At 58.9% G+C, this 24,051-nt stretch carries 25 protein-coding genes; 9 read left to right on the top strand and 16 right to left on the bottom strand.

Going from position 1 to position 24,051, the window contains the following annotated elements; genetic code table 11:
- Window positions 1–11: 11 nt before the first annotated feature.
- The 5 genes from PMX70_RS09425 to PMX70_RS09405 all read right to left on the bottom strand — a co-directional run bounded on the left by PMX70_RS09425 (window position 12) and on the right by PMX70_RS09405 (window position 5,809).
- Window positions 12–1,373, bottom strand: a complete 1,362-nt coding sequence (locus PMX70_RS09425) for an ABC transporter permease subunit (RefSeq protein WP_271743433.1) — start codon at window positions 1,371–1,373, stop codon at window positions 12–14.
- 116 nt (window positions 1,374–1,489) lie between these two features.
- Complete coding sequence (locus tag PMX70_RS09420; protein ID WP_117635438.1) at window positions 1,490–2,350, bottom strand: ABC transporter substrate-binding protein; 861 nt, start codon at window positions 2,348–2,350, stop codon at window positions 1,490–1,492.
- A gap of 147 nt (window positions 2,351–2,497) precedes the next feature.
- Window positions 2,498–3,364 carry a deoxyribonuclease IV gene (locus tag PMX70_RS09415; RefSeq protein WP_271743432.1) on the bottom strand — a complete coding sequence of 289 codons (867 nt, stop codon included), beginning with the start codon at window positions 3,362–3,364 and terminating at the stop codon, window positions 2,498–2,500.
- 144 nt (window positions 3,365–3,508) lie between these two features.
- On the bottom strand, window positions 3,509–4,528 hold the full coding sequence (locus tag PMX70_RS09410; RefSeq protein WP_233502618.1) for a Gfo/Idh/MocA family protein: 1,020 nt from the start codon (window positions 4,526–4,528) through the stop codon (window positions 3,509–3,511).
- A gap of 90 nt (window positions 4,529–4,618) precedes the next feature.
- Window positions 4,619–5,809, bottom strand: coding sequence for an aldo/keto reductase (locus PMX70_RS09405; protein ID WP_271743431.1), 1,191 nt, complete (start codon window positions 5,807–5,809; stop codon window positions 4,619–4,621).
- A gap of 163 nt (window positions 5,810–5,972) precedes the next feature.
- Between PMX70_RS09405 and PMX70_RS09400 the strand changes: the two genes are divergently transcribed.
- Both PMX70_RS09400 and PMX70_RS09395 read left to right on the top strand, forming a co-directional pair.
- A complete protein-coding gene (locus tag PMX70_RS09400) occupies window positions 5,973–6,743 on the top strand; it encodes a cyclase family protein (protein WP_117646577.1) in 771 nt (256 codons plus the stop codon).
- 117 nt (window positions 6,744–6,860) lie between these two features.
- On the top strand, window positions 6,861–7,775 hold the full coding sequence (locus PMX70_RS09395; protein WP_229057805.1) for a ketopantoate reductase family protein: 915 nt from the start codon (window positions 6,861–6,863) through the stop codon (window positions 7,773–7,775).
- A 108-nt stretch (window positions 7,776–7,883) separates the two neighbouring features.
- Here PMX70_RS09395 and PMX70_RS09390 read toward each other — a convergent pair whose 3' ends face one another.
- From PMX70_RS09390 to PMX70_RS09380, 3 genes are all read right to left on the bottom strand, one after another.
- Window positions 7,884–8,090, bottom strand: coding sequence for a hypothetical protein (locus tag PMX70_RS09390; protein ID WP_271743430.1), 207 nt, complete (start codon window positions 8,088–8,090; stop codon window positions 7,884–7,886).
- 191 nt (window positions 8,091–8,281) lie between these two features.
- Window positions 8,282–9,058, bottom strand: coding sequence for a hypothetical protein (locus PMX70_RS09385; protein WP_271743429.1), 777 nt, complete (start codon window positions 9,056–9,058; stop codon window positions 8,282–8,284).
- Between the two features lie 311 nt (window positions 9,059–9,369).
- Window positions 9,370–10,680 (bottom strand): O-acetylhomoserine aminocarboxypropyltransferase/cysteine synthase family protein, encoded by a 1,311-nt coding sequence (locus PMX70_RS09380; protein ID WP_271743428.1) that lies wholly within the window; start codon window positions 10,678–10,680, stop codon window positions 9,370–9,372.
- A gap of 275 nt (window positions 10,681–10,955) precedes the next feature.
- Between PMX70_RS09380 and PMX70_RS09375 the strand changes: the two genes are divergently transcribed.
- The 5 genes from PMX70_RS09375 (at window position 10,956) to PMX70_RS09355 (ending at window position 14,478) form a co-directional block, all read left to right on the top strand.
- Window positions 10,956–11,858 carry a LysR family transcriptional regulator gene (locus PMX70_RS09375; RefSeq protein ID WP_055251412.1) on the top strand — a complete coding sequence of 301 codons (903 nt, stop codon included), beginning with the start codon at window positions 10,956–10,958 and terminating at the stop codon, window positions 11,856–11,858.
- A gap of 48 nt (window positions 11,859–11,906) precedes the next feature.
- The gene (gene rnhA, locus PMX70_RS09370) at window positions 11,907–12,443 is read left to right on the top strand and encodes a ribonuclease HI (RefSeq protein WP_118388192.1); all 537 of its coding nucleotides are present in this window, start codon (window positions 11,907–11,909) and stop codon (window positions 12,441–12,443) included.
- 73 nt (window positions 12,444–12,516) lie between these two features.
- Window positions 12,517–13,623: a Gfo/Idh/MocA family protein gene (locus tag PMX70_RS09365; RefSeq protein ID WP_055251408.1), complete on the top strand. Its 1,107-nt coding sequence runs from the start codon at window positions 12,517–12,519 to the stop codon at window positions 13,621–13,623.
- A gap of 2 nt (window positions 13,624–13,625) precedes the next feature.
- A complete protein-coding gene (locus PMX70_RS09360) occupies window positions 13,626–14,036 on the top strand; it encodes an acylphosphatase (RefSeq protein ID WP_271743427.1) in 411 nt (136 codons plus the stop codon).
- Between the two features lie 61 nt (window positions 14,037–14,097).
- Window positions 14,098–14,478, top strand: a complete 381-nt coding sequence (locus PMX70_RS09355) for a Fur family transcriptional regulator (RefSeq protein ID WP_271743426.1) — start codon at window positions 14,098–14,100, stop codon at window positions 14,476–14,478.
- 76 nt (window positions 14,479–14,554) lie between these two features.
- Here the strand turns inward: PMX70_RS09355 and PMX70_RS09350 are convergent, their stop codons facing one another.
- The 3 genes from PMX70_RS09350 to PMX70_RS09340 all read right to left on the bottom strand — a co-directional run bounded on the left by PMX70_RS09350 (window position 14,555) and on the right by PMX70_RS09340 (window position 16,446).
- Window positions 14,555–15,352 (bottom strand): HAD-IIB family hydrolase, encoded by a 798-nt coding sequence (locus PMX70_RS09350; protein WP_271743425.1) that lies wholly within the window; start codon window positions 15,350–15,352, stop codon window positions 14,555–14,557.
- Between the two features lie 83 nt (window positions 15,353–15,435).
- Complete coding sequence (locus PMX70_RS09345) at window positions 15,436–16,014, bottom strand: urease accessory protein UreE (RefSeq protein ID WP_271743424.1); 579 nt, start codon at window positions 16,012–16,014, stop codon at window positions 15,436–15,438.
- Window positions 16,015–16,017: 3 nt separating this feature from the next.
- Window positions 16,018–16,446, bottom strand: a complete 429-nt coding sequence (locus PMX70_RS09340; protein ID WP_271743423.1) for an FKBP-type peptidyl-prolyl cis-trans isomerase — start codon at window positions 16,444–16,446, stop codon at window positions 16,018–16,020.
- A 120-nt stretch (window positions 16,447–16,566) separates the two neighbouring features.
- Here PMX70_RS09340 and PMX70_RS09335 point away from each other — a divergent pair, with 120 nt between their 5' ends.
- Window positions 16,567–17,580 carry a dipeptidase gene (locus PMX70_RS09335; RefSeq protein WP_271743422.1) on the top strand — a complete coding sequence of 338 codons (1,014 nt, stop codon included), beginning with the start codon at window positions 16,567–16,569 and terminating at the stop codon, window positions 17,578–17,580.
- Between the two features lie 74 nt (window positions 17,581–17,654).
- Window positions 17,655–18,431: a M48 family metallopeptidase gene (locus tag PMX70_RS09330; protein ID WP_271743421.1), complete on the top strand. Its 777-nt coding sequence runs from the start codon at window positions 17,655–17,657 to the stop codon at window positions 18,429–18,431.
- Window positions 18,432–18,437: 6 nt separating this feature from the next.
- Here PMX70_RS09330 and folB read toward each other — a convergent pair whose 3' ends face one another.
- The 5 genes from folB to nrdD form a co-directional block, all read right to left on the bottom strand.
- Complete coding sequence (gene folB / locus PMX70_RS09325; RefSeq protein WP_117648306.1) at window positions 18,438–18,923, bottom strand: dihydroneopterin aldolase; 486 nt, start codon at window positions 18,921–18,923, stop codon at window positions 18,438–18,440.
- Window positions 18,924–18,966: 43 nt separating this feature from the next.
- Window positions 18,967–19,548 (bottom strand): HD domain-containing protein, encoded by a 582-nt coding sequence (locus PMX70_RS09320; RefSeq protein WP_199583454.1) that lies wholly within the window; start codon window positions 19,546–19,548, stop codon window positions 18,967–18,969.
- 2 nt (window positions 19,549–19,550) lie between these two features.
- Window positions 19,551–20,108 carry a GTP cyclohydrolase I FolE gene (gene folE, locus PMX70_RS09315; protein ID WP_271743420.1) on the bottom strand — a complete coding sequence of 186 codons (558 nt, stop codon included), beginning with the start codon at window positions 20,106–20,108 and terminating at the stop codon, window positions 19,551–19,553.
- A 66-nt stretch (window positions 20,109–20,174) separates the two neighbouring features.
- Window positions 20,175–20,756 carry an anaerobic ribonucleoside-triphosphate reductase activating protein gene (nrdG, locus tag PMX70_RS09310; protein WP_271743419.1) on the bottom strand — a complete coding sequence of 194 codons (582 nt, stop codon included), beginning with the start codon at window positions 20,754–20,756 and terminating at the stop codon, window positions 20,175–20,177.
- A 426-nt stretch (window positions 20,757–21,182) separates the two neighbouring features.
- Window positions 21,183–23,405, bottom strand: a complete 2,223-nt coding sequence (gene nrdD, locus PMX70_RS09305) for an anaerobic ribonucleoside-triphosphate reductase (protein ID WP_271743418.1) — start codon at window positions 23,403–23,405, stop codon at window positions 21,183–21,185.
- Between the last annotated feature and the right edge of the window lie 646 nt (window positions 23,406–24,051).

The raw sequence follows: 24,051 nt of genomic DNA, 5'->3' as shown, positions 1-24,051 counted from the left end.
ATAGGACCTCCTTACAGACCGGCGATGTGATCGGCGGGCGTCGCGACAACCTGTCCGGCGCTCTTGGCGGGACGCTTCTTCTTGGTCTCGGCCGTGCCTAAAAGCCTTGCCTCAAGACCGCTCACCAAGCGAGCGAGCGGCAGGGTGATGACCAGATAGAACAGGGCGGCAACCACGTACGGTGTAATGGAGCCCGTCGTGGCCACGATGGTGCGGGCGTTCATGACGATCTCGACCACGCCCACAGCCGCGAGCAGCGACGTATCCTTGTAAAGCAGGATAAATTCACTGGTCAGCGTAGGCAGGACATTACGGAACGTCTGCGGAATCATGACATAGAGCAGCGTCTGGAACGCGTTCATGCCCAGCGAACGCGCAGCCTCGTTCTGGCCCTTGGGGATCGACTGAATACCGGCGCGGAAGATCTCACACAGATACGCAGACGAGTTCATGGCCATGACGATGACGCCGAGCACGTAGTCGTCCACCTTGACGCCGGCCAACGGCAGACCGAAGAACGCGATATAGATCTGCAGGAACGCCGGCGTACCGCGAATGATATTCACATAGATACCGGCAAGGCAACGCAGGATGCGCGACTTGGAGATGCGCATGAGCGACAGGGCGAAACCAAAGGGAATTGCCAGCGGAAACGCCACGAGCACGATCGAGAGCGACATGAGGAAGCCTTTGAAGACGATCGGCAGGCTCTGGACCAAAATGACCGGGTTCAGGAACAGGCGAAGGAACATGTTGGAATTCCATGCCTCGACCCACGGCTGCTCCTTAAGGTCGGCCAGGAAGTTATCGAATGCCGTCACGCCCTTGATCTCCACCGACGGAATCTTGGAGATCTTCTTGGTCGAACCATCGGCCAAAGTGTAGGTGCCGCTAAAGGCCTCGTCGCCGCCCTCGACGGGGAAGGTCACGCCGTAGACCTCGACACGGAAATAACCGCCGGCGGGCGCCATCTCACCAAAATCGATCTTGAGCGTCTGACCATCGACCTTGCACGTGGGCTTCATGGGCGTACGGTCCATAAGGTCATCGCCCGAGAGCATCGTCAGACGCGTGTCGTCCGCACCAAAGGTCGTGCCATCGACAAACGTCAGCGAAAGACCGCTCAGCTCCTCATCGGCATCGGCCTGGACCTCCCAGGTGATACGAGTCTCGGTGCCACCGACCACGTCGCTACCCGAACCGGTATTGGGTCGGGCGGTGATCTTTGCGGTCTCAAGTGCCTGAGCAGTCGAGGGCACGCAGGCCCCCGCGCATACCAGGGCGAGCGCCACAGCCAGGGCACAGGCCAGCTTTTGGAGCATCGAGGGCAGTGGATGGCTCTTGCCCATGGCTCCTTGGTTCAATCGAGACAAGGTGGCTCCTAACGTTTAAGTTGCCGACATAACGGGGCGGGATGACGCCCATTCAAGAAACGCAAAGGCCCTCTCCGCCAAAACGGAAAGGGCCCGCGTGCAATCAAGTAGCTATTTTACTTGATGTTGTACTTAGCCATAAGGGCGTCAACGGTACCGTCATCGGTCAGGTCCTTGATGGCCTGGTTGACGTCGTCCTTGAGCTTAGTGTTGCCCTGGTTGATGGCGATGGCGTACTCCTCGCCGGTGCTGATCTGCTTGATGGTCTGGCAGGTGTTGAACTGCTCGGCGGTCAGCTGGCTGGCGACGGAGCGGTTGGTCACCACGGCGTCACCCTTATCGGACTGCAGGGCGCTGAAGCACTCGGTGGCGTCCTTGTAGGGAACAATCTTGGCCTTGGGGAAGTTCTCCTGGGCAAAGGCCTCGGCGGTCGAGCCAGACTGGACGATGATGGTAGCGTCGGCGTTGTTGAGCTTCTCGCTGTAGTTGTCGGCCGTGATGTCGGTGTTATCGACCTTGGTCACGATAGCCTGATCGTCCATGTAGTAGGAATCAGAGAAAGTGACTTCCTTCTCACGCTCGGGCGTGTCGGTGATAGCCGCGATGGAAACATCATACTTGGCGCCCGAAGCGACGCCCGGAACCAGCGTGTCAAAGTCATTGTTGACATACTCGACATCCAGGCCCAGCTTGTCGCCGATAGCCTTGATGAGCTCAAGGTCAAAGCCCTGATAATCGCCGTTGTCATCCTTGTACTCAAACGGAGCGTACTCGGCAGAGGTGCCGACGGTGAGCGTACCGTCCTTGACGAGTGCATACTCCTTGGAGCCGTCGACCTTCTCGACCTTCGCGTTGTCAGAGCTGCTGGAACCGGCATCGGAACCAGAGGTGGCGTTGGACGAACCACAGCCCGTCAGTGCAAGAGCGAGCGCCATGGCGCCCGTGGCTGCAAACGCGCCAAGCTTCTTGAGCTTCATAATCAGTCTCCTTCCAGTGACCCCGTTTGATTCAGAGGTCTGCAAAAACTGTTGGCTATTATGCACCCGGAATTACGAATCTGCAATGAGAAAACTGATTGAAACAAACCCATAACGTGAATGGAATACTCCACTTAGCAACAGTCATTACTGCTGCAATGACCTTAGCAGTTTGATTTCAGCTACATAACCTGCAAGTTCGTTCGGCGTCTCCAAAATAAATGGAAGTGCACGCAAGCGGCTATTCGATACAATATTCTGCATAACCTGCATACCGCCGCCAAACTCTTCACTACCCAGGTAGCCCTTGCCGATGCACTCGTGGCGATCCTTATGGGCGCCGCAGGGGTTCTTGGAGTCATTGATATGCACGGCGCGCAAGCGCTCGATACCCACCACGCGGTCGAACTCGTCGAGTACGCCGTCCAGGTCATGGATGATGTCGTAGCCAGCATCGCTCACATGGCAGGTGTCCAAACAAACGCCCAGCTTATCGGACAGCTCCGGGCACTTGGCGGCAACGCCCTCGATAATGCGCGCCAGCTCTTCAAAGCTACGGCCCACCTCGGTGCCCTTGCCCGCCATGGTCTCAAGCAATACCGTCGTCTGCTGTCCCTCAAACATCACCTGGCACAGCGTGTCGACAATCATCTGAATGCCGGCGTCTGCCCCCTGTCCCACATGCGCACCGGGATGGAAGTTGTAGTAGTTGCCGGGCAGTGCTTCCAGACGCTGCAAATCTTCCGCCATAGCCTCCAAGGCAAACTCCCGCGCCCGCTCCTTAGCGGAGCAGGGGTTATAGGTATACGGGGCATGCGCCACTAGCGGTCCAAAGTCGTTTTGCGCCATAAGCTCGCGCAGAGCCGCCACGTCATCCATGTCAAGGTCTTTTGCCTTGCCACCGCGCGGGTTGCGCGTAAAGAACGCAAAGGTATTGGCACCAATGGACAACGCCGTCTCCCCCATTGCCCGATAGCCCTTCGTCGTCGAAAGATGACACCCGATCGTTAGCATCTCCAACTCCCCCTCATCAGTTGCGGTGAAATACGGTCTATTGGTGCCTTATTTTGGCGCAAACAGACCGTATTCCACCGCAAGATATAAAAGGGGCATCAGGGGCAAGGTCCGCCGAGCCCCCTTGAGCACCAGCACCGCAGCCTAGAGCGTCAAGCGAATCGCATCGATAATCTGCGCGCAGCGCTGCGTGGCGGCAAGAGGCATAACGGGGCTTTCAAGCTCTCCCGTCTGGACGAGCTGCGTCGCATGCTGAATTTCGCCGTAGAAATCATCGACCTCAAACGGGGCATTAATTTCGAGCATTCGTCCGTCGGAGTACTTCACATGGGCGAGCTCGGGGCGATGGAGGCGCTCGATTTCCACCGAACCCCGTTCGCAGGCAATCATTAAGCGGCTTTCATATGCTGCTTTGCCGTCGCACACCATATGAATGGGTATACCGCCGACACTCATATGGATCTCATCGGCCCAATCCACGCGGCCACCCGATACGTCACGCCAGCGAACTTCACGAGACGAAACATCGCACGCACCCGCAAGAAGATCCTCAAACCACCCGACCGCGTAGCAGCCCATGTCATATAGACAGCCACCCTGCAACGGATCGAGCAGATAACTCGAAGGCGGCTGACCATAATCGAGTTTTTGCACGCTTTCGATCGAGACGATACGGCCAAGCTCGCCCGACGTAAGCAAACCCTTCACGCGAGTATGCATCGGACAAAACCGATTCTTCATCGCCTCCATAAACAGTACGCCGCGCTCGCGAGAGGTGGAGGCAATCGATAGAGCCTCTTCCTCACTCAAAACGGCCGGTTTTTCGCACAGCACGGCCTTTCCCGCGCGCAGTGCCCGACAGACCCAATGCGCATGCATGCCATGTGGAAGAGCCAAGTAGATTGCGTCGACATCGGGGTCGGCAATCAGCGCATCATAAGCCGCATCGCCGCTATCGTCAGTCGTGGCATAGCTGTGCGCGGCATCAATCGAAAACGCCCTGCAAAACTCCTCAACATGCGAAGGGGCGCGACCGGCGGCAGCCACAAGCCGCGCCCCGTCCACCTCCTTGAGCGACGATGCAAATCGATGCGAAATGTGCCCAGCGCCCAAAACGCCCCAACGAACCTCGCGCAAATCATCACATGAATCCCGATGGCCCACGACAGCCCCCTTCAGTTGCGACGAAATAGTTCCTGCTATCGCCCTATTCTGCCGCAAACAGGAACTATTCCATCACAAGATATAAAAGGGTCATGAGGAGCGAGTTTTGCTGAAGACTTTAAGCGCGGCCGTTACGGGGCCAGGCTGGAAACGTCGGCGCGCGTCGTCGAGACGCTCGGGGATATCGATGTGTTGCGGGCAGTGACGCGCACATTTGCCGCACTTGACGCAATTGCTCACGAGCTTGGGCTCGCTCGTGCGCACCGCGCTCGCCGTAAAGTATTGCGACAGCCCCGTAAACCAGCTGTGCGCATAGCTCGCGTTGTAAGCGGCAAAGCAGCCGGGAATGTTAATACCCTTGGGACATGGCATGCAGTAGCCGCATCCCGTGCAGGGCACGCGATTCGATTTTTCAAACTCCGCCAGCACGCGTGCGATGGTATCGAGCTGAGCGGCTGTCATCGAATCCGGCAGGGCCCGATCGGCCAGCACCGCGTTCTCGTCCACCTGCGCGGTATCGGTCATGCCCGAAAGCAGCATCGTGACTTGAGGATGGTTCCACACCCACGAAAGGCCCCAAGCAGCCGGCGTCTTCAGGTACGGATCGCGTACGTCATCGAGCACGGCGCGGGCCCGCGGAGGCAGCTTGCCCGCCAGGCGTCCGCCCAAAAGCGGTTCCATCACAAACACCGCGAGCCCGCGCTCGGCGGCTGCTATAAGTCCCGCCGTTCCCGCTTGGTAGCGCTCTCCAGCGTAGTTGTACTGAATCTGGCAAAAATCCCAGTCATACGCGTCGAGCATCGTCAGGAAGTCCGCCGCACTGCCGTGATACGAAAAACCTATCTGGCGAATACGCCCCGCAGCCTTTTGGTGCGCAATCCAGTCTTCGATGCCCAACGCCACCACGCGCTCCCACTGGGCGGGCGAGGTGATGTTGTGCATGAGGTAATAGTCGATATGATCGGTTCGCAGGCGGCGCAGTTGTTCGTCGAAAAACCGGTCGAAATCCTCCGCACACTTGCACGAAGCATGCGGCAGTTTGGTCGCCAGCAACACCCGGTCGCGTAGCCCCAAGCGCTCAAGTGAGGCGCCCACGCACACCTCGTTACCGGGATAGAGATACGCGGTATCCAGATAATTAATCCCCTGTTCCACCGCACGGGAAATGATGGCATCGGCTGTCTTCGCATCCGGATGGCCCGGCGCACCGGGAAATCTCATGCAGCCCAGACCCAGAGCGGATATTCGGTTACCACTTTTGGGGTCAACGCGGTATTGCACGGCCCCTCCTTTCGCCATCAGCACCCCGGCAAGACGAAACACAATGGTCACGCGGCCGAAACATCGTGGAATCGCAATCGAGAACGTATCGTAACGCAGCAGAAATCGAGCTGTCACGGCACCGCTTTAACATCAGCAAAAAGCCCGATGAAAGGAGCCGCCCATGCCCGCGCTCGACCTTTGGAACCTCGCCTCCCAGCTCAAAAGCAACGATTATCGCTGGGTCGACCTCACCCACACGCTCTCATGCGACACCCCGCACTGGTTTGGCTTTAAGCCATTTGAGTCCACCAAGCTCTTCGACTACCTGCCCGGCACGCCCGAGGACATGCTCGCGCCCATGCGTTGCTTCCAGTATTCGGTCGCCTCGCAGTACGGCACCCACGTCGACGCGCCGCGCCACTTCCATGTCGAGGGTCGTTCCCTTGGAGAGATTGAACCCATCGAGTTTATGCATCCGCTCTGCGTGATCGACAAGCATGAGGAGTGCGCCGCGAATCCCGACTTTATCCTGACCATCGAGGACCTCAAAGCCTGGGAGGATGAGCACGGTCGCATTCCCGAGGACGCTTTCGTCGCCTTCCGCTCCGACTGGTCCAAGCTCGCCGACCTCGAGAACAAGGACGAGGACGGCCAGCCCCACTACCCCGGCTGGGACCTCGGCGCCATCAAGTGGCTTGTTGAAGAGCGCGACATCGGCGCCATCGGCCACGAGCCGGCTGACACCGACCCGGCGAGCGTGACCACGCGTGAGGACGCCTACCCCTACCCCGGCGAACAGTACATCCTCTCGGTCGACCGCTATCAGATCGAGGTCATGGACCATCTAGACGAGCTTCCCGCCACGGGCGCCGTCATCTTCTGCACCTTCCCCAAGGTGCGTGATGGCGTCGGATATCCCGCACGTGTCTTTGCGGTCTGCCCCGCGTCATAAGTTCCCATGCGTTTGTTCTTCTAAATACGGCCATCCGGTGCACGCGACATGGCCCGGCGGCATACAATCCATCAGGCGCCCCATACGCGGGCGCCTTTTTATGGGGAGATGATTCACATGCAGATCAACAAGGTCGCCTTCATCGGCAAGGGCGGCGTGGGCCTGCTCTACGGCAGCATGATCGCCCAAGCGCTCGGCAACGACGCCGTCGAATACGTTATGGACGACGCGCGCTTTGAGCGCCACGCGGGTGATGCGCTCACCGTCAACGGCAAGCCCTGCGCGCTCAAGTCCGTCCGCGCGAGCGAGGCGACGCCCGTCGACCTGGTCATCCTCACGGTCAAGACAACCGGGCTCGATGTGGCGCTCAAAACCCTGGAAAGCGTCGTGGGACCCGACACGCTGATCGCGTCGCTGTGCAACGGCATCACGAGCGAGCAGAAGATTGCCGAGCGCTTTGGCTGGGAGCACACCGTCCTTGGTATCTGCCAGGGCATGGACGCCGTATTCCTCAACGGGGAGCTCACCTATACCAATGCCGGCGAGATCCGCTTTGGTGCGGCAGCGGGCACCGACCCCGCAACCGTTATCGCCATCGACGAGCTCTACACGCGTTGCGGCATCGCCCATACCGTCGAGCACGACATCGCACATCGCATGTGGGCCAAACTCATGCTCAACGACGGCATCAACCAGACCTGTATGGCCTACGGCGGCACCTACGGAAGCGCTACGGAGCAGGGCTCCGAGCAGCTCCGCAGTTTTGTCTCCGCCATGCGCGAGACGCTTGCAGTCGCCAATGCCGAGGGCATCGAGCTCACCGAGGCAGACCTAACGCAGATGGTGCGTCTCATAAAAGGGCTCGATCCCGCCGGCATGCCCTCGATGGCGCAAGACCGCATCGCTCAACGCAGAACCGAGGTCGAGGAATTTGCGGGTACCATCTGCCGCCTCGCGGCCAAGCACGGTATCCAGGTGCCGCAAAACGAATGGCTCTATTCGCGCATCCGCGAAATCGAGGCCAGCTGGTAACGCCGCCGTACCGCATCCAACAGTCTCAATAGCAAAAACCGCCGCAAAGGGCACTCCCCTTGCGGCGGCTTCCTTCTTCATCTATGGGCAAAACCAGCTTCACAACGGCTAGCGCCGCACCTGCGGCGTCTCGTCCTCGTCATCGCGGCAAAGGGTCACGCCCGCACTTCCCAGCAGCGCGGCTGCGATGAGCGCGCCGACCACAATAGGAGCAGCCCCACAAGACCCCTGCATGCCCGCGACGAGCGCGGCCGTAGGACCAAGGCAACCAAGCGTCAATGCAACGGCGGCAACGGCGATATCTCGAGCATTCACAAGACCACTTCCTCCAAGAGAAAGACCCTATTTCTCATGAACTAGTGTGCCCCGCATGCATACGCCCAGCGTACCGCCACGGTAAGGGCTCTGTTAACTCAAACGCACATAAAGAAAGGGCGGCTTTACGTTGCCTAAAAGCTCAGCAAAGACGCCCGCCCATCAAGTGCCTATTTTGCTCTGATGGCAGATTACCAACCGGTATAGTAGTCGGTGGTTCCGGCAGCACAGCCGGAGTCATAGACCTTGCACTCGCCCTTGGAACCGGTAAACGTGGAGCCTTGGGCCTTATCGCCCGCGGCAACGACGTAGTAGCCATCGGAATCGCGCCAAAAGCCCTCGGAATCCTGCGTCCATTCGCCCGTGCGGTGGTGATACAACACGTTGCTGCTGTAATAAGTCTCGCGGCGGCCGTTATAGTTATTGACGCCGCTCGAGCGCGTCAGACCCGAGCCGTTCGCGTAATACGCAGCAGACGTGTAAGACAAGCCGGAGCCGGCGTTGTAATACGAAGCCTGAACGGCCTCGGCGGCCTCGGCCTCGGCTGCGGCGGCCTCGAGCGCTTCGCGCTTGGCATTCTCAAGCGCAGTGCGCAGCTCATCGAGCTCGGTCGACTTCGTGTCGACCTCCCCCATCGTCAACAGACTACCCGCACCGTCGATACAACCCTGCAGCACAGCGCGCTCGTCATCGGTAGCATAGTCGCCATACATATTCATAATGATCTGAGCGCGCATCTCAAGGGAATCGCGCTTGGCCTCCATCGAGGCGTTCCACTCCTGCATGGAACCATAACCATCGCCGCGATAATCAACGGGCTGTACCAGCGTCGCCTCGGACGGCGTAGATCCAACCGTATCGGACAGTGTTGCCGCGTGGGCATCAGTTGCGCCGGCGCCTGCCAAAAGTGCCACGGTCAGAGCGGCGGAAAGGGCAGCGGCTTTCGGTTTTCGTGAATCGATCCTCATGTAGCTGGAAACCTCCGTAGTGCGTTTTTGCTGCGTTTGAGCTGCGTGTGATTCGATCGCGCTGCATAGTACCTCGAGCAAATCGCGACCTGCGGTTTTACTCAAAAGGCGCACGTCAATTGCGTAAAACTCACATCCTCTCAACAGGAGTTTTCCACAACTCAAATGCATAAAGCATGCCAAAAACCCTGTAATAGCGCCCTTCCTATGCAAAAAAGACGCCTGCGCAACCATTGCTTGCGTAGGCGTCTTGAGCAGGCATTTATGCAGTTATACCTATCGAGTCGCAAGGGGTCCTTGCACAAGTCGCCTTACTCGTCCAGCACGGCGAAGGCCTGCTTCAGATCCCAAATGATGTCCTCGGCGTTCTCGGTACCGATGGAAAGACGGATCGTGGAGGGCGTGATGTTCTGCTCGGCGAGCTCCTCGGCAGAGAGCTGGGAGTGCGTGGTAGTGGCCGGGTGCACGACGAGCGACTTGACGTCGGCCACGTTGGCGAGCAGCGAGAACACCTGCAGATGATCGATGAACTTCCAGGCAGCCTCTTGGCCACCCTTAATCTCAAAGGTGAAGATCGAAGCGCCGCCGTTGGGGAAGTACTTCTGATAGAGCTCGTGATCGGGGTGCTCAGGCAGGCTCGGGTGGTTCACCTTGGCAACGTGGCTGTCGCCGGCAAGGAACTCAACGACCTTCTTGGTGTTCTCGACATGACGGTCAACGCGCAGCGACAGGGTCTCGGTGCCCTGGAGCAGGACCCAGGCGTTGAACGGGCTGATGCAGGCACCCTCGTCACGCAGCAAGATGGCGCGGACATAGGTCGCGAAGGCGGCGGGACTGGCAGCCTCGGCAAACGAGACGCCGTGGTAGGAGGGGTTGGGCTCAGCGATCTGGGCGTACTTTCCGCTCGCCTTCCAATCGAAGTTACCGCCGTCGACGATCACACCGCCCAGCGAGGTGCCGTGGCCGCCGATGAACTTGGTTGCGGAGTGGACAACGATGTTGGCGCCATGCTCCAGCGGACGGAACAGATACGGGGTGCCGAAAGTGTTGTCGACGACAACCGGCAGACCGTGCTTCTTGGCGATCTCGGAGATGGCGTCGATGTTGGGGATGTCAGAGTTGGGGTTGCCGAGCGTCTCGAGATAGATGACCGTGGTGTTGTCCTTGATGGCACCCTCAACCTCTTCCAGGTTGTGGGCATCGACAAACGTGGTCTCGACGCCAAACTGGGAGAGCGTATGCTCGAGCAGGTTGTAGGAACCGCCGTAGATGGTCTTCTGAGCCACCACGTGGTCACCAGCCTGGGCAAGAGCCTGCAGGGTATAGGTGATGGCAGCGGCACCGGAGGCGACGGCAAGACCGGCCACGCCACCCTCGAGCGCGGCGATACGGTCCTCAAAGACGCCCTGGGTGGAGTTGGTCAGACGGCCGTAGATGTTACCGGCGTCGGCAAGACCAAAGCGATCGGCGGCGTGCTGGGAGTTGCGGAACACATAGCTCGTGGTCTGGTAGATAGGCACGGCGCGGGAGTCGGATGCGGGGTCGGCGCTCTCCTGGCCAACATGAAGCTGCAGGGTATCGAAACCAAAGGTGTGCTCGGGGTTGTTGATGAACTGGCTCATGATGATCTCCTTGATCGAACGAAAGTAAATAAATAAGAGAGAAGTAAGTCGCTGTCTCCTGATCACGCCGACGGGCGCAAACAGGAGCCCGGCATTCGTCTTGGTAAGCAGTTCATATGCGGTCCTCCTTTTGACATCCCGGTTCCGTGGTCGGCTTAATTACCTACCGCCTTTGTGTGTTTTGAATAGTACGAGCATTGTTTCGCTCGGTCAATCACTTAAAAGCGCTAACCTGTTATCGGTTTTTTAGATAGCTATCGAAAGGACGGGCACCGATGACACTCCAGCAGCTTCGTTTTCTTATCGCCGTGGCAGAGTCCGGCTCAATCAACGCCGCAGCTCAGCGCCTCTATACCGCTCAGTCCAACATCTCAAACGCCGTCAAAAGCCTAGAACAAGAGCTCCATCTGGAGATCTTTACGCGCTCCAGCCGCGGCGTCACGCTCACCAACGACGGCACCGAGCTTTTGGGCTATGCGCGCCAGGTCGTAGAGCAGGCCGACATGCTCGAGGCACGCTACGAGGACGGTGGCACCCCGCAAGCCCGCCTCGCCATTTCCGCCCAGCACTACGCCTTTTCGGTCGAGGCCTTTGTCAACGTAGTCGAGCGCTGCCGCGACAGCAAGTTCGAGTTCATCATGCGCGAGACCACCACATCGCAGATCATCGATGACGTCCGTGCGTTTCGCAGCGATATCGGCATTCTGTATCTGGATGACTTTAACGCCCGCGTTCTGCAGAAGGCCTTCGCCGATGCCCGCGCAAGCTTCCATCCCCTATTCGACGCGACGGTCCACGTCTTCGTTAGCGAGCGCCACCCGCTCGCACGCCGCCCGCAGCTGTCCCTTGCCGACCTCACGCCCTATACGCGCTACAGCTTTGAGCAGGGAACCTCAAACTCCTTCTATTACGCCGAGGAACCTTTTAGCTATATCCCTTGCGACCGCAACATACGAATCTCGGACCGCGGAACACTTACTAACTTACTTATCACGTCGAACGGTTACACCCTGTCGACCGGTGTCCTCTCCAATGAAATGCAATGGGGCATGGCATCGATCCCGCTAGCAGACGCCCCAACGATGCACGTTGGCTACATCATGCACGACGAGCGCAAGCCCTCTCTCCTCTTGCAGCAATACCTCGACGAGCTCAACCGCATCATCCATGCCAACTAACAGTCGGAAGACGGGGTAGAAATCGTAGATTGCTGGCCCCCGGCGGGCATGGCGCTACAATGGTCACTCACACGAAATGCACTCAACGAAAGGAAGCCCGTGAAGGTCATCATCTATACCGACGGCTCGGCCCGATCAAATCCGGGACGCGGCGGCTACGGCGCCGTGCTCAAATACACCAACCCCGCCGGCAAGACCTTCACCTCCGAGCTTTCGCGCGGCTATGCCAAGACCACCAACAACCGCATGGAACTCATGGCGGTCATCGTGGCGCTCGAGGCGCTCAACCGCCCTTGCGAGGTCGAAGTCCATTCCGATTCGCAGTATGTCGTCAACGCCTTTAACAAGCACTGGATCGACGGCTGGAAAAAGCGCGGATGGAAAACCGCCAACAAGCAACCCGTCAAGAACCGCGACCTGTGGGAGCGCCTACTCACCGCCAAAAGCAAGCACAAGGTTGATTTCATCTGGGTTAAGGGTCACGCCGGTCACGAGCTCAACGAGCGCTGCGATGAGCTCGCCACCACGGCGGCCGACGGCAGCAACCTCGATATCGACGCCGGCTTTAACGAGAGCGACCTGTAATAGCGTTTTCGCGCAGCTTTATATCCCCACGCGCTACACTCATCCTGTAGACCAAACAACGCAAGGGGGACGTATGCTGCGCATCGCGACCATCGGCACATCCATGATCACCGACGACTTTATCCAAGTCGTCAACGCCAACGACCAAGCCGCGTTTGTGGGCACGCTTTCACGCGATGCCAATCGCGGTGCCGCCTTTACCGCCGAGCGCGGTGGCGAGCGAAACTTTACTTCACTCGATGAGCTTGCGGCAGCCGCCGACGTCGATGCCGTCTACATCGGCAGCCCCAATGCGCTCCACTACGAGCAGGCGCTCGCCTGTATCGCAGGCGGCAAGCACGTCATCGTCGAAAAGCCTTTTTGTGCCACCGAGGCGCAGGCGTTCGAGGTCTTTCGCGCAGCCGAGGCGGCGGGCGTCGTAGCCCTCGAGGCCATGCGCCCGCTCCATGACCCCGCCTTCCACGCCATCGAGGACGCCCTGGGCGAGATTGCGCCCATTCGTCGTGCATCGTTGCGCTTTGGCAAGTATTCTTCGCGCTACAACGAGGTTCTCGCGGGGCGCGCCACCAATATCTTCGACTGCCACATGGCCTCGGGCTCCCTCATGGACATCGGCGTCTACACCGTCGAGCCCATGGTCGAGATCTTCGGCATGCCCTCCGGTCTCACCAGCATGACCACGCTGCTTGACCCCTCAACGCAAGAGCTCACGCACGGCCCCATCGACGGCTGCGGTTCCATCCTCGCCAGCTACGGCGGTGGCCGTATCTCCGTCGAGCTTGCGCACTCCAAAATTACGAATGACCTGCTGCCCTCGCAGATCGAAGGCGAGCGTGGCACTATCCAGATCGACCATCTGTCCACGCCCCGCAACGTCCGCATCGACTATCGCGGCGACGTCGTACGCGGCTCGGCGACCGAGGCACCGCGCGAACAGGGCGACAACAGCCGCGTGCTCGACCTTCCCAAATCGAGCAACACTATGGAATACGAACTCACAGACTTTATCAGCGCCATCGGCGGCATCGATAACGTTAAGGAAGAGATTTGGGAGACCCCGGCGGGACGCCACGAGCTCGGCCACTACCGCGATGTCACGCTCGTGTCGCTGCGTATCATGGATGCCGTGCGTCAGCAGGCGGGTATCGCCTTCCCGGCCGACGCAGGCAAGCAGGCATAGCGATGGGTTTTTTCGACAAGCTTTTCTCGGGCGTCGCCGGCGGCAGCCGCGAACCCCAAAAGCCTTCTGGCGTCGAGCTCGAGCTGCGCCGTAGGCTCACCGTGCTCGCAAGTGACGAGGCCACTCAAGACGCCCCGCAGCGCTATTTCCTGCGGTGGGAAGGGCAGGTCCAGGGCGTCGGTTTCCGCTTCACCAACACCAACCTCGCGCAGGCGCGCTCCCTCACCGGCTGGGTGCGCAATATGGAAGACGGCTCGGTTGAGATGGAGCTACAAGGCACGCCGACAAACATCGTGTCTCAACTCGAGGCGCTTCATGCCTCCTACGAGCGCATGGGGACACGTTTTCGCCTTGTAGACGCCCAAGCCCAAGCCCCACTTACGAATGAAGACGGTTTCATTCCTCGTTATTAGTATTGTGTGCTAAATACGGTATCATTTATCTACGACCGTTGATAGAAAAGAGGCGAGGCGCATGGCGGTGCAAAGAAGGAATACCAGGCAGCGAAAGCTGGTTCTTGACGCTGTGCGCCAAAGCTATAACCATCCCACCGCCGACGAAGTCTACAACGCCGTACGCGAACAGGATGACAAGATCAGCCGCGGCACGGTCTACCGCAACCTCAATCTCTTAGCCGACGCAGGGGAGATTCTCTCTATTAAGACGCCGGGCGGCAGCCGCTTCGATCGCACCATCGAGCCGCACGCACATATCATCTGCACCTCGTGCAGCCGCGTCATCGACGTACCGCTCCCCTTCGATGCCCAGCTCGACGCCAGGGCGTCCGAGCAAATCGGATGGAGCGTCAGCTCGCACTACACCATCTTTGAAGGACTCTGCCCCGACTGCCAGTAGCCTTTGGGACATGCCTACAAATCTACTTGCCCATCCGCTACAGCAAACAGTACATTTCTAGGCATGTCCCGAAAACCTACTCGGCGAGCAGGCGGCGCAGTTCCTCTTCGACCGTGCGCACGTAATGGACGCGGTCGTTGATGTCACGCATAGAGGGATTGCAGCTCTCCATCAGATAGGGATGGCCCACGACGTTGAGCATGTCGCGGTCGTTTTCGTTATCGCCAAACGCCATCATCTCATCGGGCGAAATACCCAGGGCACGACCGTAATCGGCAAGCGCGGAACCCTTACCCGAACCAAAGCCAATAAAGTCCGTCCACTCGGTTCCCGACGTCATCACGTCGACACGGTCGCTAAAGAGGCGCTCGAAATACTCCAAGGCCGCCGGCTGCTCCACCTCGGGCGTCTGGAAGGCAATCTTAATGACGTCCTCGTCAATGTCCTCGGGACGGTTGACCACCGCCACATCGCAGTGGACCTCATAACGCAGGTGGTCAACAAACGCATCGTTGCCGCTCATGGTGTAGAGGTGTCCCTCGCACGAAAGGGTCACGTCGGCATGGGGGTACGCAGCCACGGCATTCGCGATATCCATGGCCAGGCCACGCTCCATAGAACGCTTGACCACGGCACGCCCCTCGCTCATGACCAGGGCACCGTTCTCGCATACATAGGCGAGCTCATCGGCCACCGGCGCAAAGAGGTAACGCAAGCTCGCGTATTGGCGACCGCTCGCCGGCATAAACACAACACCACGGCGGTGCAGCTCGCGAATGAGTTCAAATGCCTCGGAACGTGGCTCGCGCTCCCCCGGATGCAACAGCGTTCCATCCAAATCGCATGCAATCAGCTTGATTCCCTCAAGACCCATATGCTTTCCCCAAAGCCTCCTATCAACAGCAAGACGGACCTTGATTGGTCGCCCCTCAAAGCCCGTCTTACACATACGCGCGCTTAGCCGCGCGTCTTTTTTACGATGGTAAAGCCGGGAGCCATGCTCACGACGACCTCCGCCGCACTCGACGCAAAGCGCCGGGCCGCATCGAGTCCACGGGTAACCACCGAGAGCCGAACACCCTCGACACCCCGGAGCATGCGGCCCAAAACAGGCTGCACCGGCGTATACATGCGCACGGTATGCTCGTCCGAGTCGCCTCGGAAAATCGGCGCGTGCATATTGCCGATCTCCCAGCACGCATGCGCGAGCGCAATCGGGTCCATACGGTCAACTTCGACCAAATAAACCTCGGCACTGCGCAGGCGCACGACAACCGCCACGGGCGCCATGCCCGAACGGTCGATGGCGAGCACGTCACCATCGGCAAGACGACCGTCGTCGGCAGCATCCAGCCGAACATCGACTGTGCGCCCCAGCTCCGTCACGCCCACAAACGCGCATACATCAGCCTGGTCCCAATCGAGCAGCAGCTCGTCAACTTCAAAGACACCACCCAGCTCCCGGCGAAGCAGGAGTTCATAGGACGGATCGTTGAGATTTCCCAAGCATGTCGTCGAAACCAAGCGTTCAGGCATACTCTAACCCTCGACCTCGACGAGCTCGATATCAAAGTTGAGATCCTTGCCGGCCAGCTCGTGGTTGGCGTCGAGCGTCACGGCCTCGGGCGTTACATCGATGACCACGGCGGGGACGGGCATACCGCTCGGCGTGGACAGGAAGAGCTTCATGCCCGTCTCGATCTGCTCGATGTTGGGAACCTGTTCGGCCGGGAAGGTCAGGACCATCTCGGGGTTGTGCTCGCCGTAGGCATCGGCAGCAGGAATGTGCACGGTCTTCTTCTCGCCCACCTGCATGTCGACAACAGCGGCATCGAAGCCCTTGATCATCTGACCGGCGCCGCAGGTGAACTCCAGCGGCTCGCCGCGATCGTAGGAGCTATCGAACTGCGTGCCGTCGTCGAGCGTGCCGCGATAATGAGTCTTGACCTTCTTGCCCTGGTTGGACATGGAAACCTCCGTGATAAGGGCGGCGCACAACGCGGGCCGCCATGAACATATGGCGCTAACTATACCCTAGTCATACAATTCAAAGACAGTTTGCAAAGAAACGCTGCAACCGGAGGAACCATGGCATATCCCGTATTTGACCTACACTGCGACACCGCCGACCGCATCGGCTGGGCCACGCTCGATCTCGACCTGCGCTTTACCGCCGGCACCGACGGTTATTTCCCCGGCGACGAAACGCATCCGCAAGATTTCGACCTCATCGAGGGCAACGCCTGCGCCATCTCGCTCGCAAAGATCGGCAACACGCCGTGGGCACAGTGCTTCGCCACGTTTGTCCCCGACGAGATTCCCACCGCCCACGCCGCGCGCTTCCAGGCGCAGATCATGGCGCATATGAGCGGCCAGGCAATGCTCAACCACGACCGCATGGTCAACGTACGCAGCGCCGCTGACATTCGCCCTGCGCTCAAGGACGGCAAGGTCGCCTGCATCCATACCATCGAAAACGCCACGTTCTTTGCCGAGGACCCCGCGCTGATCGAAGTGCTCAAGAGCTTGGGCGTGCTTATGTCGTCACTCAGCTGGAATGCGCAGGGGCCGCTCGCGAGCGGACACGATACCCACGCCAGCCTCACCGCCGCCGGCATTGAGGCACTTACGCAGATGGAGCACGCCGGCATGGTGCTTGACGTCTCCCATCTCAACGATGAGTGCTTTGACGAGGTTGTCGCCCACGCCACGCGCCCCTTCGTCGCCAGCCACTCCAACTCCCGTGCGGTTTGCGGCGTCAAACGCAACCTCACCGACGACCAGTTCCGCACCATTCGCGACATGGGTGGCATCGTCGGCCTCAACTACTGCAGCGAGTTCCTTTCCAACGACGCAACCGACAAGACCGCCGCAGACGTCACCTTCGACCAGCTGGCGGCACATATCGAGCACTGGCTCGACCTGGGCGGCGAGGACGTCATCGCGCTCGGCGGCGACTGGGACGGCGCCACGGTGCCGGCTTTCCTCTCCGATGCCAGCATGATGCCCGAGTTCCAGAACATGCTCTCCAAGCACTTTGGCAAGACCGTGATGCAAAAGCTCTGCAGCGACAACGCGCTCGCCTTCTTTGAGCGTTATTAATTTCACATCCCTTGAGCGGGCCGGCATGCCGAACGGTCGACATGCCGGCCCGTCCCCAATCCAAAGGACCGCTTTTGACGCAGCAGTTTACGATTTCCGCATCCCGACCGGATGGGACGCCCATCCCCGTCGTCGTTACCAAAAAGTGCGTCAAGAACTTCAACCTACGCGTCACTTCGAGCGGTGAGGTCCACGCCAGCGCACCGCTCGGCGCCACCCGCGAGCGTATCGAAGCGTTTGTGAAGCGCAACAGCGCCTGGATTACCAGCCGACTTGCCCAGCGCGAGCAGCGTCAGGCGACGGCACGAGAGCCGCTCAGCCCCTCGTCCATCATTGCACTTTGGGGCAAGCCCATCACGGTACAGGATGCACTCGATCACAACTTTGCATCACCCGCACCGCGACCCAAACAGGCCACCTTCGCAAGTTTTATGGGTACCGATGAATCGGACGAAGGCCCACAGGCCAAGCGGCACGCAATCCTCGACGGCCTAACGTCCGATGAGCTCCAAGCCCACATCGACCAGCTCTATGCGTCCGAGGTCACATCGGCGCTGCGCGACATCGTGCACGCGTACGAAGTCGCAATGGGCGTCACCGTGGCCCGCATCTCCGTGCGCAGCATGAAAACGCGCTGGGGATCATGCACGCCCAAATCCGGCGCCATTCGCATCGCGCGCGAGCTCGCCGCCTACCCCGTCGAATGCCTCGACATGGTTGTCGCCCACGAGTTCGTCCACTTGCTCGAGCCAAGCCACAATCAGCGTTTTCACGCCCTGCTCGACACGTACTGTCCCAACAATAGAGCTCTGTCGCAGCGGCTCAAGCAGCCACCCATAGAGACGTATTAGAACCGGTTACCGCACGCGCTCGATCTCGACACCGCAGCTTGCCAGGGGCAGGCCAACAGGAGCCCACGGCTTATCGAGCTTTATGCGCACACCAAGCAGCAGGGGGTAACGACGCAGCAGCATCTGGGCCACACCCTCGGCTGCCGCCTCGATGAGCTTAAACGTGTGCTCGCGCAGATAGCCATCGACATCGTGGCACACCGAGCCGTAGTCAATCGAGGCGTCCAGGTTATCGTGCTCCCCCGCCGCGCGCAGGTCGGCATAGAGCACCAGAGAAACGATGAACTTCTGACCCAGCGCGTTCTCCTCGGGATACACGCCATGGTTGGCAAAAACCTCAAGGCCGTCAATGACAATACGATCGGCATGGCGCAGATCGTCATAGCTCACGTGAGGCACCGCCGTTGCGGTGGATATTTCGCCCCTTCCACGGCGGGCGAGCTCAGCACCTTCAGTCTTGGTTGCATTCTCGGGCAGTTTTTTGTTACTCAACGCGATCGTCTCCTTCGTTTAGAACCCCGACCGCGCAAACTAACTACACGCGAATCGACAGGTTCTTTTTATCATCGCTCCAGTTGCAAGCATTGCGCGCGGGGCATGCAAAGCAGGCGCGCGACGCTTTGTCGGCTGCATAGAGCAGACGCTCGAGCGGTTGGCTGTTCACGCGCAGCTTTCGATGGCCCAGAATGGCCGTCTTAATGGCTGCGGCATCGGCCGGCTCAAACGCCACGTCATCGGGCATGCCGCCGAGAATCGCATCAGCGACGCGTTCGCTTGCAACATCATGGGATATACCCGATTCATACTGTTCATCTTTGCCGATATCGTGAAGAAGTGCCGTGGCGTAGATGACCTCGCGGTCAAATTCGAGCTGTTCCTCGAGATTCTTGATCCACATAATGCGAGCGACATCGAGCAGATGGTCAATACCGTGGCGGCAGAAGATGCGTCCCGATTCCAACTGCGCAATGTTGCCCAGGTGCCGCCGGAACAGCCCGTTGGCACAAATGTAATCAATGCGAGGCATAGCGCCAAAGGGGGTCAGGCCCGAAGCCATAAAGCCGCGACGCGACGTCCCCTCATCGGTCTTCGATGTAAAGTCGTTGACGACCCTCATGGTTAGCGGCCCAGCATCCTAAAGAATCGCTCCTCGAGCGACGGGTCGGTCTCAAAGACGCCGCGGCGAGCGAGCGTCACGGTCTTGGTGCCGGGCTTTTGCACGCCGCGCATGGTCATGCACATATGCTCAGCCTCCATGAGCACAATCGCTCCCTGGGGAGCGAGATAATCCATGAGGGCATCGGCAACCTGTGCACACAGCTGCTCCTGTAGCTGCAGACGACGGGCATAAACCTCAACCGTGCGAGCAAGCTTAGACAGACCCGCCACGCGACCGTTAGGGATATAGCCGATCGCGGCCTTGCCATAAAACGGCAGCAGATGGTGCTCGCACAGCGAGTAAAACGTGATGTCGCGCTCGATAACCAAATCGTTCGAAGCGACGGCAAAGGTTTTGGACAGGTGCTCCTCGGCACTCTGGTCCATGCCGCCGGCGATCTCACCATACATACGGGCAACGCGCGCCGGGGTCTCCAGCAGGCCCTCACGAGTTGGGTCCTCGCCTATGCCCTCAAGCAACAGCTTAATGGCGGCCTCGACTTTTTCCTGATCGACCATCTGGGCCTCACTTTTCCGATTTCACGTTCGCGCTATGGTACCACACCCTCCGGCATCGACCACAAGCTACATAGTATGGGTCGAATAGACTGGATCGTCCCGCCAAAGCTGCACAGCGTCGCAAAGCGCAACGCCCTCACGCACAGCGCGGTCGCGCGTAGCGTTCATATCGATCACACGCTGGTTACTCGAGCCCCTAAAGCGCAACGAGATATCATAAAGATCCTGAACAAACGGGCCATCCACCAACATGTCGAGGCAGGCAAGGATACGGTCCGTCACCTCAGTATGGTGACGACCACCCGGCATAAGCTCCTCGAGCACGTCACCGGTAAAGCACCAAATAGTCTTCCCCGACTCCACCGGGTAAGCCGCGCGCACGCGCTCAATGAAATCAACGAGCCCCGCCTGATTCTCGGGCTCCATAGGCTCGCCGCCCAGAATCGTCAGACCATCGATAAAGGGATGATCGAGGCTCTCGATAATCTTGTCCTCGACGGCACGATCGAACGGCTCACCCGCAGCAAAGTCCCACGCAACAGAGTTAAAGCAATTCTTGCACCCACGACGGCACCCGCTCACAAACAGAGAAGTACGAACGCCTTCCCCATCAGCAATGTCGAAATACTTAATGTTCGCGTAGTTCATAAGTAACCTTCCTGGGGGTCTGGAGCATATCATCCCGTCCTCAAACATTCTCGGCCTGCGGCCTGCGAAACTGCGGGCGGGACGATATGTCCCGGCCTCATGCAAAAGGCAACTCAATGAACGAAGCGAACATCGAGTATAGGGTTCGAGGTCCAATAAAAACTGGGTTGCGGCTCAACCGCTATCGCAAGTAAATCGCAGCTGCAGCTCGAATTATTTCCGCTAAGAACTTCGAGGAGTGAGCAGACCGCATACTGCATCTCAGCTACATCAACTTGGCCGCCCCGTAGCGAGGCCCCGGACCTTTGCTCGATATGAGTTCCGCACGAACAGGAGGCGCCAGTGGCGCCTCCGTCGTGAGCCAGGACTGTCCGAAATAGCGAGTAAAGGTCCGGGGCCTCGCTACGGGGCGGCCTGGGATGACTATTAGAGATGCAGCACGCGGTCGCGGATCTCCTCGGTTCGGCCCTGGTTCCAGAACTGGGTACCGATGTAGCCGCACGTGCGACGGGCGACATTCATCTTCTCCTGGTCGCGGTTGCCGCAGCTGGGGCACTCCCACACCAGCTTGCCGTCATCCTCGACAATCTTGATCTCGCCATCGTAGCCGCACACCTGGCAGTAGTCGCTCTTGGTGTTGAGCTCGGCGTACATGATGTTGTCGTAGATGTACTGCATCACGCGGATGACAGCCTTGAGGTTGTCCTGCATGTTGGGAACCTCGACGTAGGAAATGGCACCGCCCGGCGAAAGCTGCTGGAACATGCCCTCGAACTTGAGCTTGTCGAATGCGTCGATCTCCTCGGACACGTGGACGTGGTAGCTGTTGGTGATGTAGCCCTTGTCCGTCACGCCCGGGATGATGCCAAAACGACGCTGCAGGCACTTGGCGAACTTGTAGGTCGTCGACTCAAGCGGGGTACCGTACAGCGAGAAGTCAATATCGCTTTCGGCCTTCCACTCGGCGCACTTGTCGTTCATGCGCTGCATGACGGCCATGGCAAAGGGCGTGCCCTCCTTCTCGGTGTGGCTGTGGCCCGTCATGTACTTGACGCACTCATACAGGCCGGCATACCCCAGGCTGATGGTGGAATAGCCGCCCACGAGCAGCTTATCGATCGTCTCGCCCTTCTTCAGACGCGCCAGGGCGCCGTACTGCCACAGAATCGGTGCGGCATCCGAAAGCGTGCCCATCAGGCGCTCATGACGGCACAGCAGGGCACGATGGCACAGCTCAAGGCGCTCATCGAAGATCTTCCAGAACTTGTCCATGTCCTGATGCGAGCTCAGCGCGACATCGGGCAGGTTGATGGTCACAACACCCTGGTTAAAGCGACCATAGTACTTAGGCTTGGTCGGGTCATAGTTCAGCGCGTTGGCGACATTGTTAAAGCCGTTGCCCGAACGGTCGGGCGTCAAGAAGCTGCGGCAACCCATGCAGGTGTAGCAATCGCCGTTACCGGCGGTCTCGCCCTTCGACAGCTTGAGCTCGCGCATCTTCTTCTCGGAGATGTAGTCGGGCACCATGCGCTTGGCGGTGCACTTGGCAGCAAGCTGGGTCAGGTAGAAGTACGGGGAATTCTCGTGAACGTTATCGTCCTCGAGTACATAGATAAGCTTGGGGAATGCCGGGGTAATCCACACACCGGCTTCGTTCTTAACGCCCTCATAGCGTTGACGAAGTGTCTCCTCCACGATCATGGCAAGGTCGTGCTTCTCCTGGGGCGTACGGGCCTCATTGAGATACATAAAGACCGTCACGAACGGCGCCTGGCCATTGGTGGTCATAAGGGTCACGACCTGATACTGAATCGTCTGGACGCCGCGACGGATCTCATCGCGCAGGCGATCCTCAACGACCTCGCGCACCTTCTCGGCAGACGCCGAGACACAGAGCTCCTCAAGCTCGCGAGCGACCTCGCCGCGAATCTTTTGACGGCTCACCTCAACGAACGGGGCGAGATGGGTCAGCGAAATAGACTGGCCGCCGTACTGGGAGGAAGCAACCTGGGCGATGATCTGCGTCGCGATGTTGCAAGCGGTCGAGAAGCTATGCGGCTTCTCGATCAGCGTGCCCGAGATAACGGTGCCGTTCTGGAGCATATCCTCCAGGTTCACCAGGTCGCAGTTATGCATGTGCTGGGCAAAGTAGTCGGAATCGTGGAAGTGGATCAGGCCCTCGTTGTGGGCATCCACGATCTCCTGGGGCAGCAGCACGCGCTGAGTCAGGTCCTTGGAAATCTCGCCGGCCATGTAGTCGCGCTGAACGGAGTTGACGGTCGGGTTCTTGTTAGAGTTCTCCTGCTTGACCTCTTCGTTATTGCACTCGATCAACGACAGGATCTTGTCATCGGTCGTGTTCTTCTGGCGCTTCAGGCTCTGAACATAGCGATAGATGATGTAGTGGCGGGCGACCTCGTAGCAGTCGAGACGCATGATCTCGTCCTCGACCAAATCCTGGATCTCCTCGACCGAAACGGTGTGGCCCGCGTTCTCGCATGCCTCGGCGACGTTTTGCGCCGCATAAACCACCTGGCGGTCGGTTAGACGAGAGCTCTCCTCGACCTCCAAGTTTGCGGCGCGAATCGCATTGACGATCTTATCGATGTCAAAGACAACCTCGGTGCCGCTGCGCTTGATGATCTTCATCCTCTTGCCTCTTTCGCGTCGTAGTCTCATTGCGCTTCAGAGCCAAACGATGCCCGGCAGGGCTTGCCCCTGTCTTGCGGCGCCGTCGCGCAATCTGTGTTCTCGATAAACCATAGGTCCTCATGCGGACAATCCTCGCGGCCGATCAAGCGGCTCAAAGATCTATCCAAATGGGGCAAATAAGGTCCTCGTTCTCTGTCCGCCATCTATCATACGACAAAGAGGCATCTATATCCTGTATTCTTTTTTTAGTTCAAACACAACATATAGTGTTTCAGCAGGTCAAAGCAATTGGTCATTTTGCAGACGCATTAATTATGAGGGGTTCTTGGCAAGTCGGTAAAACGTTACCAACACGGCTACCTGCATGGCAGTTATAAAACCCCCTTAGTCAAGCCGCTGACAAATCCTACCAAAACCAAGCCGCTCACGCCAAAAGAATCCAAAAGATTATGCTTGACCAACATGTTGCGGTCGTGCCTTGCCGAGCCCCATGTAACCGCGGCACGAATCCTTGAAAGATATGTGTATGCAAACAGAGAAGATGAGAGTTTTCTCGGATGACTACTGGTGACGCATAATTTCTTTCGCAAATTGACAACCGCATAGCGGAACACGGCCCGCGCCCCGTCATATGATTTCTAGC

This window comes from Collinsella aerofaciens (assembly GCF_028206795.1).
GTDB lineage: Bacteria > Actinomycetota > Coriobacteriia > Coriobacteriales > Coriobacteriaceae > Collinsella > Collinsella aerofaciens_AX.
The sequence above is the reverse complement of the archived record's forward strand: the minus strand, read 5'-3'. Positions and strand labels throughout refer to the sequence as shown.